Source organism: Nocardia sp. NPDC051750 (genome assembly GCF_044453135.1).
Classification (GTDB): Bacteria; Actinomycetota; Actinomycetes; order Mycobacteriales; family Mycobacteriaceae; genus Nocardia.
Genome location: NZ_JBITCK010000001.1, coordinates 165265 through 180825 on the forward strand (window position 1 = coordinate 165265; position 15561 = coordinate 180825).

Here is a 15561-nt window from a genome sequence, read left to right on the forward strand (position 1 = left end):
GGCGAGCTATCGGCGTCTCAGCTCGTCGGCGGCCGCGGTGACGGCCTGCAGGCCGGCGGCGATGAGCGGGTGTCCGCGGATGCCGCGGCGGGTGGCGGAGGTGATCACACGGGTCGGTCGCGTGGGGCCGTGCAGGGGTATACGGACGACGGGGTACCCGTCGCCGCCTGCCTGTGGTTCCCCGCCGGGGCCGCGAGCAACGGCGCCACCATGTTCCAGCCGCAGATCCTCGCGGTGGGCGCGACCGTCGCGATTCTGTCCGCCGTGGTTCCCTACTCGCTGGAAATGGCGGCGCTCGAACACCTACCTGCCGCTGCCGTCGCAATCCGGCAGGCGAACACCGCGGAAAACGTGCCACCGAGCGCAGGGCCGAAAGTACCTGATCGCATGGCCTTCAGGACTGTGCCGGTCGCTATTTCCAACGGCCTCAACCCGTCGTTTCACCGGCCGGTGGGTCCGCGAAGATTCCCTCGAGCATGCCGGTCGCCTGGCCGACCTCGATCAGGTAGCCGTCGGGGTCCCGCAGATAGCACCGGACCTCGGCTTTGCGGTCGATCGGTTCGGTCACGAATTCGGCACCTTTGGCGATCGCGTCAGCATGGAATGTGGCGATATCGGCCACCCTGATGTTGAGGAACGCCGACACCGGATCGCCCGGCTCGGGCGGCCGGAGCGTGATGCCGGGCTTGTCCGGGGTGGGGCCGCCGCCCGGGTTCATGATGATCCAGCTGTTGGCGACCTTGACGATCGCGGGGTTCTCCGCCAGCACCACTTCGCCGCCGAAAATATCCGCGTAGAAATCGCGCGCGGTAGCGATATCGCGCACAGTCAGAAAGTGGGTGACGAGGAGTCCGTGGTCCGGGGCGGGAAGGGCGTTGTGACCGGCCATTATTCGTGTCCTCCTAGTTGTGGGTACCCCTCCGCGTCGGGTTCTCCCAGCGGTTGGGATCGTCTTCGAGGCTCGCGCGGTCCCAGTGGCCGTGCTCTGCCGCGGCGTCATAGGTGTCGTGCAGGAACCGGGTCAGCGCTGCGTCGGGGTCAGAGGCGGTGCGCACGGATTCGTAAGGCAACAAGAACTGACCGTTCTCCACGCTGTAATAGGCGCCTTCGGGACCGACCGGATGGCCGGCAAAGCCATGTGGTTCGGGATAGGCGTAGGCGTAGAACGCGCCTTCTTCTCCACCACCCGGCCAGAATCCGCAGCTCGACAGTTCACGGGAATAGCCTTCGACCATGACCCAGTCACCGCAGTTCGGGGCGCCGCCGGGGTGTGGTGGCGCAGATCGTCCGGAGAAACGGGTGCAAGCCAGGTCCATCGCGCCCCAGAAGAAGTGCACAGGGCTGACCTTGCCCACGAAGTGCGAGCGGAACCGGCCGATGACCCGGTCGGCATGTAGCAGCTGCCGCCAGAACAAATAGGCGGCCTGCGAGTCGTAGGAGGCGTGCTGGTGATCCTCGGCGAACGGAATGGCGGGCTCGACCTCGTTCGGGCGGGCCCGGATGGTCGTCTCGACGCCGAGTGCGCCCAGCGCCCGCATGGTCTGCTCGTAGAACTCGGCCACCGTCATGGGTTCGAGCGCGATCCGTTCACCGGCGCCGTCGGAGTTGCGGATCCGCAACTGGTGGTCGACGAAGTCGAACTCGATATCGAATGCACCCTGGGCGTACGGAACGGTGCCCGTGGTCAGCCCCCGGGGGCTGACGTACAGGGTGACCTGCCACCAGTGATTGAGCAGCGGGGCATGGGCGAGGCGCAGTTTGCCGACGATCTGGGCCCACATGTGCAGGGTGTCGCGGGTCTCGGTCCAGTCAGCGACCTGCAGAGCGGGCCATGCGGTGGTGCGCTGGATGGTCACGTGATCATCCTTCCGGGTCACCGGTAGCCGGATTCGCCTCAGCGAGCACCGGCGGTACCAAGGTTCAGGTCGGCCTCGGGGCTCGCCGACCTCATGATGTACGTCAGGACGGTCAGGAATGGCTCTCGCCAATCGTACGGCCCCCAGCGGCAGCCAAGCCACCGTCTCGCCTCAGCTCACTCCCCGGCCGGCTCGGCGGTCAAGGCAGTCAGGGCCATCGAGCGCAGCACCGATCGGGTGCGGCCACGGGCCGGGCCGGCGCTGTGCGGGGTGGAGTTGAGCAGGCCGAACACTGCATGGGCCTGGACCCGGGCGGTGCCCTCGTCCAGCCCGGGGGTCAGTCCGCACAGCACCTGCACCCAGATCTCCACGTAGCGGCGCTGGGTGCGCCGGATCTCGCGGCGGGCCGGGAGCGGGACATTGTCGAGGTCGCGGTCCTGGATGCGGATGAGTTCGGGTTCGCCGAGGGCGAAGTCGAGGTGGAAGTCGACCAGGCCGGCCAGCGCTTCGGCGGGGCCGGCGGCCTCGGCGGCGACCGCGGTGCCGCCGTCGAGCAGGCGGCGGCTGATGCCGACCAGAAGTTCGACCAGTAGTGCTTCCTTGTTGGGGAAGTGCCGGTACACCGCGGGGCCGCTGATGCCGACCGCGGCACCCAGGTCGTCGAGCCGCATGCCGAGGTAGCCGCGTTCGGCGATGAGCCGGGCACCGGCGGCGAGCAACTGGTCGCGGCGCTGCTGTTTCAACAGTTCGCGGCGCGTGGGGGTGGCAGAATCGAAGCTGGTCACCCACGCTCCCTTCCCTTGCTCTGGACAACTCGGTTAGTCAAGATTAACCTCAATTCCAGTTATCAGCGACTAACTCAGATGGCAGGTTCCTGTGATGACCCGCACCGCGAGCCCCACACCGGCCACTCGGCCGGACACCGATAACCGGGCCGCCAATCTGGCCTTGGTCGACGAGTTGCGCCACCGCCTCGCCGAGACCGCGCGCGGCGGTCCGGAGAAGGCCCGGCAGCGCCATATCGCCCGGGGCAAGTTACTGCCCCGAGACCGGGTGGACCAGCTACTCGATCCGGGCAGCCCGTTCCTGGAACTCTCCCCGCTCGCCGCCGACGGAATGTACGGCGACGAATCCCCCGGCGCCGGCATCATCACCGGCATCGGGCGGGTGGCCGGTCGCGAATGCGTGATCGTCGCCAACGACGCCACGGTCAAGGGCGGCACCTATTACCCGATCACGGTCAAGAAACATCTGCGCGCCCAGGAAGTGGCGCTGCACAACAACCTGCCGTGCGTCTACCTCGTCGATTCCGGTGGCGCCTACCTGCCCGAACAGGACGACGTGTTCCCCGACCGGGAACACTTCGGCCGGATCTTCTACAACCAGGCCACCATGAGCGCGCGGGGTATCGCGCAGATCGCGGCGGTCATGGGGTCGTGCACCGCGGGCGGCGCCTACGTTCCGGCGATGAGCGACGAGGCGGTGATCGTGCGGGATCAGGGCACGATCTTCCTCGGCGGGCCACCGCTGGTGAAGGCCGCGACCGGTGAAGTGGTGACCGCCGAGGAGCTCGGCGGCGGTGCCCTGCATTCACGCACCTCCGGGGTCACCGACCATCTGGCCGACGACGACCGGGACGCGCTGCGTACCGTCCGCCGCATCATCGGCACCCTCGGACCGCGCCCGGAACCTGCGTGGCAGATCCGGACCGCCCGCGAACCTGCCGCGGCAACCGGGGACCTGTACGACGTGGTCCCGGTCGATCTGCGCACCCCCTACGACGTGCACGAAGTCATCCACCGGATTGTCGACGCGGACAGCACCGGCGAGCCGGGGTTCCACGAATTCAAGGCCGAGTACGGGACCACCCTGGTCACCGGGTTCGCGCATATCCACGGGCACCCGGTGGGAATCGTCGCCAACAACGGTGTGCTGTTCGGCGAATCCGCCATGAAGGGCGCGCATTTCATCGAATTGTGCGATAAACGGGAGATCCCGCTGCTGTTCCTGCAGAACATCACCGGGTTCATGGTCGGGCGCGATTACGAGGCCTCCGGGATCGCCAAGCACGGCGCGAAGATGGTGACCGCGGTGGCGTGTGCGCGGGTTCCCAAACTGACCGTGGTGATCGGCGGGTCCTACGGCGCCGGGAACTATTCGATGTGCGGGCGGGCCTACTCGCCACGATTCCTGTGGATGTGGCCGAATGCCCGGATCTCGGTGATGGGCGGCGAACAGGCGGCCTCGGTACTGGCCACCGTGCGCGGTGATCAGCTCGACGGCAACGGTCAGCCGTGGAGCGATGCCGATCAAGAGGCGTTCAAGGAGCCGATCCGCCGCCAGTACGAGGCCCAGGGCAACCCCTATTATTCGACGGCCCGGCTCTGGGACGACGGGGTCATCGATCCCGCCGATACCCGGACCGTGCTCGGACTGGCTCTCTCGGTGTGTGCGCAGGCACCACTGGAACCGGTCTCCTACGGCGTCTTCAGGATGTGACCACCGTGCTGAACTCGAATCATCCCCTCCCGTTCGACACCGTACTGGTAGCCAATCGCGGCGAGATCGCCGTGCGCGTTATCCGCACCCTGCGCACCATGGGGCTGCGATCGGTAGCGGTCTACAGCGACGCGGACGCGGGCGCCCGGCATGTGCGCGAAGCCGATACGGCCGTGCGGCTCGGCCCCGCGGCGGCTCGGGAGAGCTACCTGGATATCGCGAAGGTCGTCGATGCCGCCCGTCGCACCGGTGCCGGGGCGGTCCATCCCGGTTACGGATTCCTTTCCGAGAACGCCGCTTTCGCCGCTGCGCTGGCCGAGGCCGGGATCGTGTTCCTGGGGCCGCCGGCCGCCGCGATCGAGATCATGGGCGACAAGATCACCGCGAAGACCACCGTGGCGGCCTCGGGTGTACCGGTGGTGCCGGGGATCGCCGAACCCGGTCTCACCGACGCGGCGCTGATCGAAGCGGCCGCCGAAGTCGGTTATCCGGTACTCGTGAAGCCCTCCGCGGGCGGCGGGGGCAAGGGAATGCGCCGGGTCGACGACCCCGCGGACCTGCCCGCCGCCTTGGTCAGCGCCCGCCGGGAGGCCGCCGCGTCCTTCGGCGACGACACCCTGTTCCTGGAGCGGTTCGTCACCCGGCCGCGGCATATCGAGGTGCAGATCCTGGCCGATACCCACGGCACCGTGCTGCATCTGGGCGAACGGGAATGCAGTCTGCAGCGCCGGCATCAGAAGGTGATCGAGGAAGCACCTTCTCCCCTGCTGGACGCCGCGACCCGCGCCCGTATCGGCGCCGCCGCCTGCGCCACCGCGCGCAGCGTGGACTATGTGGGGGCGGGGACGGTGGAGTTCATCGTCTCCGCCGACCGGCCGGACGAATTCTTCTTCATGGAGATGAACACCCGCCTGCAGGTCGAGCATCCGGTCACCGAGATGATCACCGGATTCGACCTGGTCGAATCCCAGATCCGGATCGCCGCGGGACAACGGTTCCGGGTGGCGCAAGACGATATCCGGCTGCACGGCCACGCCGTCGAGGCGCGCGTGTACGCCGAAGACCCGGCCCGGGATTTCCTGCCGACTGGCGGTACGGTCCTGGACCTGGTGGAACCGGGCGGGACGGGGGTCCGGGTGGACTCCGGGCTCGCGGTGGGCACGGTGGTCGGCAGCAACTATGACCCGATGCTCGCGAAGGTTATCGCGCACGGCCCCGACCGCGCCGCCGCGCTGGCCGCGCTGGACCGGGCCCTCGCCGATACCTCGGTGCTGGGAGTCCGGACGAATACCGATTTCCTGCGTTTCCTGCTGGCCGACCCGGATGTCGCGGCGGGCCGGCTGGATACCGCGCTGCTGGACCGGCGGGCCGGCGAGTTCGTGCCGGAGCCGGTCGCCGATGATGTTTTCGCCGCCGCTGCCGTGTACCGCTGGTTGCTGCGCTGGCCGGACGCTCCGGCCGATCCGTGGGCCTTCCCCACCGGGTGGCGGGTCGGCGCGCCCGCACCGACCCGGATCCGGTTGTCCGGGGGTGACCGGACCGTGCACGTCTACCTCAGCGGCACTCCGGACTCAGCCGATCTTCGCGTAGAGGACGAGGAACCTGTATCGGTCACAGCCGAACTGGGCCGAGCGGCCGCGGCCGCGGAGCCCGGCGGTTCGGTCCGGACGGTGACCCTCACTCTCGACGGTCTCCGGCGCGATTACCGGGTCGCGGAATCCGGCGGCCAACTGTGGGTCGCCGGGCCATCTGGGGTCGCGATGGTGCGGGAACTGGCGGAAGAACCCGCTCGCGCCGACGCCGCGGCCGTGCACGACGCCGAGATCCGCAGCCCGATGCCCGGAACCGTCCTCGCCGTGACCGCGACAAACGGCGCCTCGGTATCCGCGGGCGAACCGATTCTGGTGGTCGAAGCAATGAAGATGGAGCATTCGCTCACCGCACCGCTCGCCGGCACCGTCGAGATCTCGGTGGCCCCGGGTGCCTCGGTGCGGCTGGACGAAGTCCTCGCCCGGGTCCATCCCGAACCGGCGGCCGACCCGGCGGCATCCGACTCCACGACACCCACCCCGGCAGCGGGCAACCCGGCGGCCGACCCAGCAGCGGTACCCGACCCGGCCCCGCCTGCTCCGGCAAATCCCGAAGCCGGCGAATCCATGCCCGCTGCCGAACCCACCCCGCGATGACGCGGCGAACCCACTACCCCGAGAAGAGGCACAGGTGAGCGATTTCCTCTCCACCGGCACCCTGCCCGAGCACTACCGCGACCTCGCGCTGACCGTCCGGGACTTCGCGAACCAGGTGGTCGCCCCCGTGGCGGCGAAACACGATGCCGAGCACAGCTTCCCGTACGAAGTCGTCGCGGGCATGGCGCGGATGGGCCTGTTCGGTCTGCCGTTCCCCGAGGAATACGGCGGGATGGGCGGCGACTATTTCGCGCTCTGCCTGGCGCTCGAGGAGCTCGGCAAGGTCGACCAGAGTGTCGCGATCACGCTGGAAGCCGGGGTGTCGCTCGGTGCCATGCCGATCTACCGGTTCGGCGACGAGAAGCAGAAAACCGAATGGCTGCCCCGGCTCGCGAGTGGGGAGAACCTGGGTGCGTTCGGGCTCACCGAGCCGGGCGCGGGCAGCGATGCCGGCGGGACCCGCACCACCGCGATCGAGGACGGCGACAGCTGGGTCATCCACGGCAGCAAACAATTCATCACCAACTCCGGAACCGATATCACCGCGCTGGTGACGGTGACCGCGGTGACCGGGGAGTCCGGCGGTAAGAAGGAGATCTCGACCATCATCGTGCCCGCCGGCACTCCCGGTTTCGTTGCCGAACCCGCCTACAACAAGGTCGGCTGGAATGCCTCGGACACCCACCCGCTGAGCTTCACCGATGTGCGAGTGCCGAAGGAGAACCTGCTCGGTGAGCGCGGCCGCGGTTACGCCAACTTCCTGCGCATCCTCGACGAAGGCCGCATCGCCATCGCCGCGCTGTCGGTGGGCGCGGCCCAGGGTTGTGTGGACGAATGCGTGCGCTATGCCGGGGAACGCGAGGCCTTCGGCCGGACGATCGGCAGCAATCAGGCGATCGCCTTCAAGATCGCCCGGATGGAGGCCCGCGCGCATACCGCCCGCACTGCCTACTACGACGCCGCCGCCCTGATGCTGGCCGGGAAACCGTTCAAGAAGCAGGCTGCCATCGCCAAACTCGTGGCGAGCGAGGCCGCGATGGACAATGCCCGCGACGCCACCCAGATTTTCGGCGGCTACGGGTTCATGAACGAATACCCCGTGGCCCGGCACTACCGGGACAGCAAGATCCTCGAAATCGGCGAGGGCACCACGGAAGTACAACTCATGCTGATCGGACGGGAGCTCGGACTGTGAGCGGCGAGAACAAGATCACCAAAGAGGTCGAGCACGACACCACCGGCCTGAGAAGGGTCGTACAGTCGGGCCTGTGGTTCGAGGAACTGGAAACCGGCGTGCTCTACGAGCACCGGCCCGGCCGCACCATGACCGAAACCGACAATGTCCTGTTCAGCACCCTGACCATGAACAACCAGGGCCTGCACATCGACAAGGCCTACAGCGACGCCCAGGAACCCTTCCACGAGCGGCTGGTGAACTCGCTGTTCACCCTGGGCACCATGATCGGCCTGGCGGTCGCGCACCTCACCCAGGGCACCACGGTCGCCAACCTCGGATTCGACGAGGTGAAGTTTCCGGCGCCGCTGTTCCACGGCGACACCATCTATGTCGAAACCGTCGTCCTGAACAAGCGCGAATCCAAGAGCCGGCCCGGTCAGGGCGTCGTCACTTTCCGGCATGTGGCACGCAACCAGCACGGCACCATCGTGGGTATCGCTGTCCGGCACGCCATGATCCGGCTGCGTCCGGCGGAACAGGCGTGACGTCCGCACCGGCCGGGGCACGCACACTCGCCGGCAGCGATCCGGCCCGCAGGAGGTAACTCAAGTGACTACTCCCCACAACGAATGGCAGCCCGCCGGCCCGGCCTGGTTGTTCTGCCCGGCCGACCGCCCCGAGCGCTACCGCAAGGCCGCCGACGCCGCGGACGTGGTGATCCTCGATCTGGAGGACGGCGTCGCCCCCGGCGACAAACCGGCCGCCCGCAAAGCGCTCACCGAAACCCCGCTCGACCCGGCCACCACGGTCGTGCGGGTCAATCCGGCCGGTACACCCGACCACGATCTCGATCTGCAGGCCCTGCGCGGCACGGATTACCGGCTGGTCATGCTGCCGAAAACCGAATCCGCCGAACAGGTCACGGGTCTCACCGGCTACGACGTCTTCGCGCTGATCGAGTCTCCCGTGGGCGCCCTGGCGATCGAGCGGATCGCCGCCGCCCCCAACACTCTCGGCGTGATGTGCGGGGTGGAGGACTTGGTCGCCGCCATGGGCGGCACCGGAACCCGGCGTCCGGACGGAAGCTACCGCGATGTGGCGTTACACCTGCGCAGCACCGGACTGCTCGCCGCCAAAGCCCACCGGCGACTCGCCCTGGACATGGTGTATCTGAACATCCGCGACCTGGACGGGTTGCGTGCCGAGGCCGAAGACGCGGTGGCCGTCGGCTTCGAAATCAAGGTCGCCATCCATCCCAGCCAGATCCCGGTGATCCGCGCGGCCTACGCCCCGGCGCAGGACGAGATCGACTGGGCTCAGGGAGTACTCGCCGCCGCGCCGAACCACCGGGGCGTCTTCACCTACGAAGGCCGGATGGTGGACGCGCCGCTCCTGCGCCACGCCGAACAGATCCTCCAGCGAGCAGGAACCCTCAGCTGAGTCGACCCACGCGCGTGCCGACGACCGATAATCACCGCTACACACAGGAGGTTGCCGCGGTGGAACCACAGTGGGTCCCGAGCGAACGGGATATCGCCGACGCCCGGGTCACCGATTTCGCGCGTTTCGTCGAGACGCGCTCAGATGCCGAGCTGCCGGACTACCACACCCTGTGGCGCTGGTCGGTGGACAACGCGGCCGATTTCTGGTCGGCGCTGTGGGACTACTTCGAACTCGGACCGGTCGCGGGCGACGTGCTGCCCTCCTCGGATATGCCGGGCGCACAGTGGTTTCCCGGCACCACCCTGAACTATGTGGACCGGGTGATCGCGCAGGCCCGCACGGACCGGCCGGCGATATTGCAGGTCACCGAGGACACCGCGGAGGTCACCGAAACGTCCTGGGCGGACCTCCTCGCCGGGGTCGCCGCGTTCGCCGGTTCACTGCGCGAGCTCGGTGTCCGCCCCGGCGACCGGGTGATCGGCTATCTGCCGAATATCACCGAAACCGTCATCGCTTTCCTCGGTACCGCGGCGGTCGGCGCCGTGTGGAGCGCCTGCGGTCAGGACTATTCGGCCAAGGCGGCCCTGGACCGGCTGGGCCAGCTGGAACCCACCGTGCTCGTCACCGCCGACGGCTACCGCTACGGCGGCAAAGCGCACGACAAAAGCGCGGATATCGCCGCGTTGCGCGCCGGTCTGGACACGTTGCGCGCCACCATCGTGATCTCCCGGCTGGGCGTCGAGATCCCCGACAGCACTCCGTGGACGGTGGCCGCCGACCCGGCCGGGCACACCGTGCCCGAGACCGAAACGGTCGATTTCGCCCATCCCCTGTGGATCGTGTTCTCCTCCGGCACCACCGGACTGCCCAAGGGTATCGTGCACGGGCACGGCGGAGTCGTCCTCGAACACCTCAAAGCCGTTGCCCTGCAAACGGATATCGGACTCGACGACACCTTCCTCTGGTACACCAGCCCGAGCTGGATGATGTGGAACTTCCAGATCGCCGGTCTGCTCACCGGCGCGACCATCGTCTGCTACGACGGCAGCCCCGCCCATCCGCGGCCGGACACCCTCTGGGAGATCGCCGCCCGCACCGGCACCACCGTGCTCGGTACCAGCCCGGGCTACGTCCTGGGCTGCATGAAAGCGGGGTCCGTCCCCGCGACCGACCACGACCTGTCCGCCCTGCGACTCATCGGCATCACCGGCTCCTCGCTACCACCCGCCTCCTCACTGTGGCTGCACGAGAACGCGGGTGGCGTTCCGGTCGCCTCCATCAGCGGCGGCACCGATGTGGTCTCGGCGTTCGCCGGTGGGGTGCGCACGGTCCCGGTCTGGCCCGGGGAACTCTCGGCGCCGTACCTGGGGGTCGCGCTGGAAGCCTACGACGAGGCCGGGCAGCCGGTGCAGGACGAGGTCGGCGAACTGGTGGTCACGGCGCCCCTGCCTTCCATGCCGATCTACTTCTGGCGCGACCCCGACGGCACCCGCTACCACGACGCCTACTTCGACACCTACCCCGGCGTATGGCGGCACGGCGACTGGATAACCCTGACCGGCCACGGCAGCGTGGTGGTCCACGGCCGCTCCGATTCCACCCTCAACCGGCACGGCATCCGGATGGGCAGCGCCGATATCTACCAGGTGGTGGAACGGCTACCGGAGATCGCCGAGGCCCTGGTCATCGGCGCGGAACAGCCCGACGGTGGCTACTGGATGCCGCTGTTCGTGGTCCTGGCACCGGGCGCGGAACTCACCGACGTCCTCCGCGACCGGATCAAGGAGGTCATCCGCAACGAGGTCTCACCGCGCCACGTGCCCGACGAGATCCTGGAAGCGCCCGCGGTACCGCACACGCGGACCGGCAAGAAGCTCGAGGTCCCGATCAAACGCCTTTTCCAAGGGGCGGACCCGGAGCGGGTGGTGGAACGCAGCGCCGTCGACGACCCCGCCCTGCTCGACTGGTATACCGGCATCCGTCCACCCGGCCGCCGCTGACTCGACACCCGACCCGGCGCGGTCCACGACCGTCGCGGTTCGGCGGATCCGCCCGCCGGGCAGGGCGACGATCACGTCGAAACTGCGTGGTGCGCAAAATCCGCCTGTCCACGTGCTGCGCGAACTAGCCTGGTCACAGCGGTGTCCTCAGCACCGCGGTTTCCTCGGCAAGGCCGTTTCATCAGCAAGGTCGCTCGACCGGCACGATCGCTCGACCCGCACGCACCCAGTCGCTCGGCCCAAGAGAGGACAGGCGCTCATGAAGGCTCTGCAGTACGTGACCGTCGGTGCTGAACCCGAGGTTCGCGAAATCCCCACACCCGAACCCGGCCCCGGTGAGGTATTACTCCGGGTCACCGCGGCCGGTGTGTGCCATTCCGACGACTACGTCATGAACAACCCACCGGAAATGTTCGGCATCGAACTTCCGCTCACTCTCGGGCACGAGGGCGCCGGACAGGTCGCGGCCGTCGGCGCCGGTGTCCGGGGTATCGATATCGGCACGAACGTCGTGGTCTACGGCCCGTGGGGCTGCGGAAACTGCTGGTTCTGCGCACAGGGTCAGGAGAACTACTGTTCCCGGGCGGCCGAGCTGGGCATCCTCCCGCCCGGGCTCGGCTCTCCGGGCGCCATCGCCGAATACCTGATCGTCGATTCGCCCCGCCACCTGGTCCCGATCGGTGACCTCGACCCGGTGTCGACGGTGCCGCTCACCGATGCCGGACTCACCCCCTATCACGCGATCAAACGCTCCCTGGACAAACTCCGCGCGGGTTCCACGACCGTGGTGATCGGCAGCGGCGGCCTCGGTCACGTCGCGATCCAGCTGCTGCGCCACCTGTCCTCCACCCGGGTCATCGCCCTGGACGTCAACGACGAGAAACTCGATTTCGCGCGCTCGGTAGGCGCCCATGAGGCCGTCCTCTCCGATGCGAACGCCGCCGAGAACGTCCGCAAGATCACCGGCCCGGCCGGCGCGAGCCTCGTCCTCGACTTCGTCGGCTACCAACCGACCATCGATACCGCCATGGCCGTCGCCGGCGTGGACTCCGATGTCACCATCGTCGGGATCGGCGACGGTAAATCAGCCGCCCGGGTCGGCTTCGGCTTCAGTCCCTACGAAGCCACCGCGACCTCCCCCTACTGGGGCGCCCGCGCCGAACTCATCGAACTCATCGACCTGGCCCACGCCGGGGTCCTCGAGATCGCCGTCGAACGCTTCTCCCTGGACGACGCCACGGAGGCCTACCGCCGCCTCGCCGCCGGAACCCTCCGCGGCCGCGCGGTCATCGTCCCGTAGCTCCGAACCGACCCATTGGCCCGGAGGCCTTACCCACCAGCGCCCCGGAGAGGAGAGATAAGACCGTGAGTGCGAAAAAGGACCACAGGGCGACAGAAAGCACTGGATGTAAGCGGCCGAGCGTCGCCGACTACGAGCGAATGGCCGACGACTACGCAGCAAACCCTGTCCGGGGTACAGAGGTTGTCGGACCGGTGGAAATAGGTATGACCTGTGCTGCGGAAGCCGGGCCTTGATCGCTGAAACACTGGATAGATGACGTATTCGGTCGCCCTGGTGCGGCATGCCCAGTCCGTTTCTCCCACTCCGAACGGTCCCGGCGACTACCACCGGCCACTGTCGAGGCTGGGAGAAACACAAGCAATGATGCTCAGCGATGAACTCGTCGAAACCGAACCTCGGGCGATCTTTTCCAGCCCGTACCTGCGCGCGTTGCAGACCATCGAACCGACCGCGCAACGGTGCAACCAGACGATCCGCACCGACCAACGGCTACGCGAGTGGGATTCCGGAATCGAACCTACTCCCGACTACGCCCGCCGGTATGAGCAAAGCTGGGCCCGCCCGTGGTGGGCACGTTCCGGTGCGGAAAGCCTGAACGAACTCACCGAACGCGCCGTCGATGCCCTGAATGCAACGATCGCCCGGGCGGCCGGCCCCCCTGTAATCATCGGCAGTCACGGCACATTCATAGCCAGAGCACTGGTCGGTTTCGGCTGCCCCGGCATCGACGCAGCCTTCCACCGGGCGATGCCGATGCCCGCGGTATACCGGCTCGTGTTCAGCGACCGCCACGTCCGTGTGACCGGCCCCGGCCTGTGCACTCTGTGAACACCACACCGCACAGCCCGGAACTGATGCGGCACTCGACCGTCGACGGTCAGCGAGATCCTGCACGCGGATGGTCGATCCGGGCATGAGTTGATACTCGCCCATCATGCACCGCACTCCCCCTCCTTGGAATCAAAGTACTTCCATTCGTAGTATATGTACTATCAATGGCAGTATCACTGCACCAACTTAGGAGGGTTCATGCCGAAGATCGGCCGATTCACCAGCGACGAAGCGAAGACCAACTTTCTGCGGATCTACGACGCCTGGGCGCAGCAATGGCCGGTACCCTCGACCGACCTCGACGTCGAAACATCCTTCGGGACTACACGGGTGCGTAAGTCCGGAACCGGGAAGGGCGAACCGGTCCTACTGCTCCCGGGCACTTCGGGCAACGGTTTGGTGTGGCAACGGTTCATCGAGGATTTCGCGCGTGAGCGCGTGGTGTACACACCGGATGTCATCGGGTGGCCGGGGCGCTGTGTACAGACTGCGCCCGTGCGCGACGGCGCCGATGTCGCGAAGTGGGTTATCGAGACGCTGGACGGGCTCGGCGTGGACCGAGTCCATTTGGCCGGGAATTCCCTGGGCGCTTGGATGGCCATCATGGTCGGGGTCTATCACTCCGACCGTCTGGCGAGTCTCACCATGTTCGAGCCCGGCGGTGCAACCTTCGCCAGGCCGAGCTGGCGCCTGTTGCTCAGGTTCCTCCTCGCAGGTATGCGGCCGACACCCGAACGCATGCGCAAGCTCAACGCGTGGCTGACACCTCGTGCTCAGCTCACCGAGGACGAGTTCGCGATGGTAATGGCGAGCTTGAAGTTCCGAACCGGGATGCCGTGGGATCGAGTGCTCACCGACGAGGAGCTGGCGGCCATCACTGCGCCGGTACTGGTGCTGTTCGGTGCCGAAACGGTCGTCAACGACCCCGAACTCGGGGCGGCCCGCGCCCGGAAACATATCCCGTCGGCAGACGTGGAGATCTACCCAGGTATCGGGCACGACCTCCTGTGGGCGAACCAGGAGGATGTGATCCCGCGCTTCCTGGAGTTCGCCGAAATCCATGACAAAATCCGGAATTGATCACTGCACCAAAGGAATCGGGGCCTGGACCCATGCCGATTCAGCAGTAATCCTCGCAGTGCAGCAACGGCGGGTACAAGCCCGGTGCTGGATATCGAACCGTGGTTCGTCGAGGCCGGCCAGTTGGGTAGATATCCAGCAGACCGAGTGGCCGCCCGAAAGACTCCAGAACTACTTCCAGCACCAGAGCGCATCTGTACAGGAATGCTGTACATTGAGGCTATGAGGCAGATCTCTTACACCGAAGCTCGCGCGACCCTCGCCAAGGTGCTCGACACGGCTACCGATGACCTGGAGGAGATCGTTGTCACACGCGCTGGTCATGAACCTGCCATCGTAGTCTCACTCCGTGAGTACGAGGCGCTGAAGGAGACCGCGCATCTGCTCGGCACCCCCGCTAACGCTAGGCATCTGCAGCGTGGGCTGGAAGAGTTCGCGGCGGGTGGATTCGTCCCCGGTGAGCGCCTGGATGTACCCGATGACGATGCTTCGACGGGAGTGGCGTGAAGCTGCAGTTCTATAGCGACGCGTGGAGCGATTATGTGTGGACGGTGGCCAACGACCGGTCGGCGGCACGCAAGATCAACCGGCTGTTCGACGATATCGTTGCCAATGGCCAGGCCGATGGGATCGGGAAGCCGGAACCACTGAAACACAATCTTGCCGGATGGTGGTCACGGCGGATTGCCCAGGAGCACCGGCTGGTGTATCGGGTCGAGAGCGACGTGATACACGTTCTGTCGTGTCGCCACCGCTATGAGTAGGCCCCCGGTGCGGGACCGGGCTGCGCGAACGGGGAAGCTATGACCGCGGTAGCAAGATTCGGTGCGATTTCACTCGACAGCAGGGATCCGCACCAGCTCGGGCAGTTCTATCGGGTGTTGCTGGATCTCGAAGTCCGGTATGAATCCGAAGAGTTGATTGTGCTCCAGGGTCAGGGAGTGATGCTGACGATCCAGCACGTGGCGGACCACCGGCCGCCGGACTGGCCCGGCAACCAGGTGCCCAAGCAGATGCATCTCGATCTCTTCGTCACTGACCTGGATACCGCCGAGGCCGCGGCGATCGAGTGCGGCGCGGTCAAAGCAGATGTTCAGCCCGCACCCGATCGCTGGCGGGTCCTCCTCGACCCTTCCGGGCATCCCTTCTGCCTCACAGTCCCGCCGGATCTGGGCGCGTAGGTTGG

At 67.1% G+C, this 15561-nt stretch carries 15 protein-coding genes; 12 read left to right on the plus strand and 3 right to left on the minus strand.

The genetic code is table 11. The annotated features are described in order from the left end of the window. Window positions 1–427: 427 nt before the first annotated feature. The 3 genes from ACIA75_RS00450 to ACIA75_RS00460 form a co-directional block, all read right to left on the minus strand. The gene (locus ACIA75_RS00450; protein WP_397098333.1) at window positions 428–889 is read right to left on the minus strand and encodes a VOC family protein; all 462 of its coding nucleotides are present in this window, start codon (window positions 887–889) and stop codon (window positions 428–430) included. A 13-nt stretch (window positions 890–902) separates the two neighbouring features. Beyond that, a complete protein-coding gene (locus ACIA75_RS00455) occupies window positions 903–1856 on the minus strand; it encodes a DUF5996 family protein (protein ID WP_397098335.1) in 954 nt (317 codons plus the stop codon). A gap of 176 nt (window positions 1857–2032) precedes the next feature. Beyond that, entirely contained in the window at window positions 2033–2641 is a 609-nt protein-coding gene (locus tag ACIA75_RS00460) for a TetR/AcrR family transcriptional regulator (RefSeq protein ID WP_397098337.1), read from the minus strand. A gap of 94 nt (window positions 2642–2735) precedes the next feature. On the opposite strand from ACIA75_RS00460, the gene ACIA75_RS00465 reads away from it, so the two are divergent. The 12 genes from ACIA75_RS00465 to ACIA75_RS00520 all read left to right on the plus strand — a co-directional run bounded on the left by ACIA75_RS00465 (window position 2736) and on the right by ACIA75_RS00520 (window position 15556). Beyond that, entirely contained in the window at window positions 2736–4355 is a 1620-nt protein-coding gene (locus tag ACIA75_RS00465; protein WP_397098339.1) for a carboxyl transferase domain-containing protein, read from the plus strand. A 5-nt stretch (window positions 4356–4360) separates the two neighbouring features. Then, the gene (locus ACIA75_RS00470; protein ID WP_397100808.1) at window positions 4361–6541 is read left to right on the plus strand and encodes a biotin carboxylase N-terminal domain-containing protein; all 2181 of its coding nucleotides are present in this window, start codon (window positions 4361–4363) and stop codon (window positions 6539–6541) included. 34 nt (window positions 6542–6575) lie between these two features. After that, on the plus strand, window positions 6576–7736 hold the full coding sequence (locus tag ACIA75_RS00475; protein WP_397098341.1) for an acyl-CoA dehydrogenase family protein: 1161 nt from the start codon (window positions 6576–6578) through the stop codon (window positions 7734–7736). Further along, window positions 7733–8263, plus strand: a complete 531-nt coding sequence (locus tag ACIA75_RS00480; RefSeq protein ID WP_397098343.1) for a MaoC family dehydratase — start codon at window positions 7733–7735, stop codon at window positions 8261–8263. The genes ACIA75_RS00475 and ACIA75_RS00480 overlap by 4 nt, the downstream gene beginning before the upstream one ends. 64 nt (window positions 8264–8327) lie before the next feature. Further along, window positions 8328–9158, plus strand: a complete 831-nt coding sequence (locus tag ACIA75_RS00485) for an HpcH/HpaI aldolase/citrate lyase family protein (protein ID WP_397098345.1) — start codon at window positions 8328–8330, stop codon at window positions 9156–9158. Between the two features lie 59 nt (window positions 9159–9217). Beyond that, complete coding sequence (locus ACIA75_RS00490; protein ID WP_397098347.1) at window positions 9218–11161, plus strand: acetoacetate--CoA ligase; 1944 nt, start codon at window positions 9218–9220, stop codon at window positions 11159–11161. 259 nt (window positions 11162–11420) lie between these two features. Further along, a complete protein-coding gene (locus ACIA75_RS00495) occupies window positions 11421–12461 on the plus strand; it encodes an NAD(P)-dependent alcohol dehydrogenase (protein ID WP_397098349.1) in 1041 nt (346 codons plus the stop codon). A 255-nt stretch (window positions 12462–12716) separates the two neighbouring features. Then, window positions 12717–13292 (plus strand): histidine phosphatase family protein, encoded by a 576-nt coding sequence (locus tag ACIA75_RS00500; protein ID WP_397098351.1) that lies wholly within the window; start codon window positions 12717–12719, stop codon window positions 13290–13292. Window positions 13293–13493: 201 nt separating this feature from the next. Continuing rightward, window positions 13494–14375 carry an alpha/beta fold hydrolase gene (locus ACIA75_RS00505; RefSeq protein ID WP_397098353.1) on the plus strand — a complete coding sequence of 294 codons (882 nt, stop codon included), beginning with the start codon at window positions 13494–13496 and terminating at the stop codon, window positions 14373–14375. A gap of 222 nt (window positions 14376–14597) precedes the next feature. Beyond that, window positions 14598–14882: a type II toxin-antitoxin system Phd/YefM family antitoxin gene (locus ACIA75_RS00510; RefSeq protein ID WP_397098355.1), complete on the plus strand. Its 285-nt coding sequence runs from the start codon at window positions 14598–14600 to the stop codon at window positions 14880–14882. Next, complete coding sequence (locus tag ACIA75_RS00515) at window positions 14879–15139, plus strand: Txe/YoeB family addiction module toxin (RefSeq protein WP_397098358.1); 261 nt, start codon at window positions 14879–14881, stop codon at window positions 15137–15139. The genes ACIA75_RS00510 and ACIA75_RS00515 overlap by 4 nt, the downstream gene beginning before the upstream one ends. A gap of 39 nt (window positions 15140–15178) precedes the next feature. Beyond that, complete coding sequence (locus tag ACIA75_RS00520) at window positions 15179–15556, plus strand: VOC family protein (RefSeq protein WP_397098360.1); 378 nt, start codon at window positions 15179–15181, stop codon at window positions 15554–15556. The last annotated feature ends 5 nt before the right edge of the window (window positions 15557–15561 follow it).

Coding starts and splice junctions, on each gene's coding strand:
- ACIA75_RS00450 (WP_397098333.1), bottom strand. CDS start 889: ATGGCCGGTCACAACGCCCTTCCCGCCCCGGACCACGGACTCCTCGTC.
- ACIA75_RS00465 (WP_397098339.1), top strand. CDS start 2,736: ATGACCCGCACCGCGAGCCCCACACCGGCCACTCGGCCGGACACCGAT.
- ACIA75_RS00495 (WP_397098349.1), top strand. CDS start 11,421: ATGAAGGCTCTGCAGTACGTGACCGTCGGTGCTGAACCCGAGGTTCGC.
- ACIA75_RS00500 (WP_397098351.1), top strand. CDS start 12,717: ATGACGTATTCGGTCGCCCTGGTGCGGCATGCCCAGTCCGTTTCTCCC.
- ACIA75_RS00505 (WP_397098353.1), top strand. CDS start 13,494: ATGCCGAAGATCGGCCGATTCACCAGCGACGAAGCGAAGACCAACTTT.
- ACIA75_RS00510 (WP_397098355.1), top strand. CDS start 14,598: ATGAGGCAGATCTCTTACACCGAAGCTCGCGCGACCCTCGCCAAGGTG.
- ACIA75_RS00520 (WP_397098360.1), top strand. CDS start 15,179: ATGACCGCGGTAGCAAGATTCGGTGCGATTTCACTCGACAGCAGGGAT.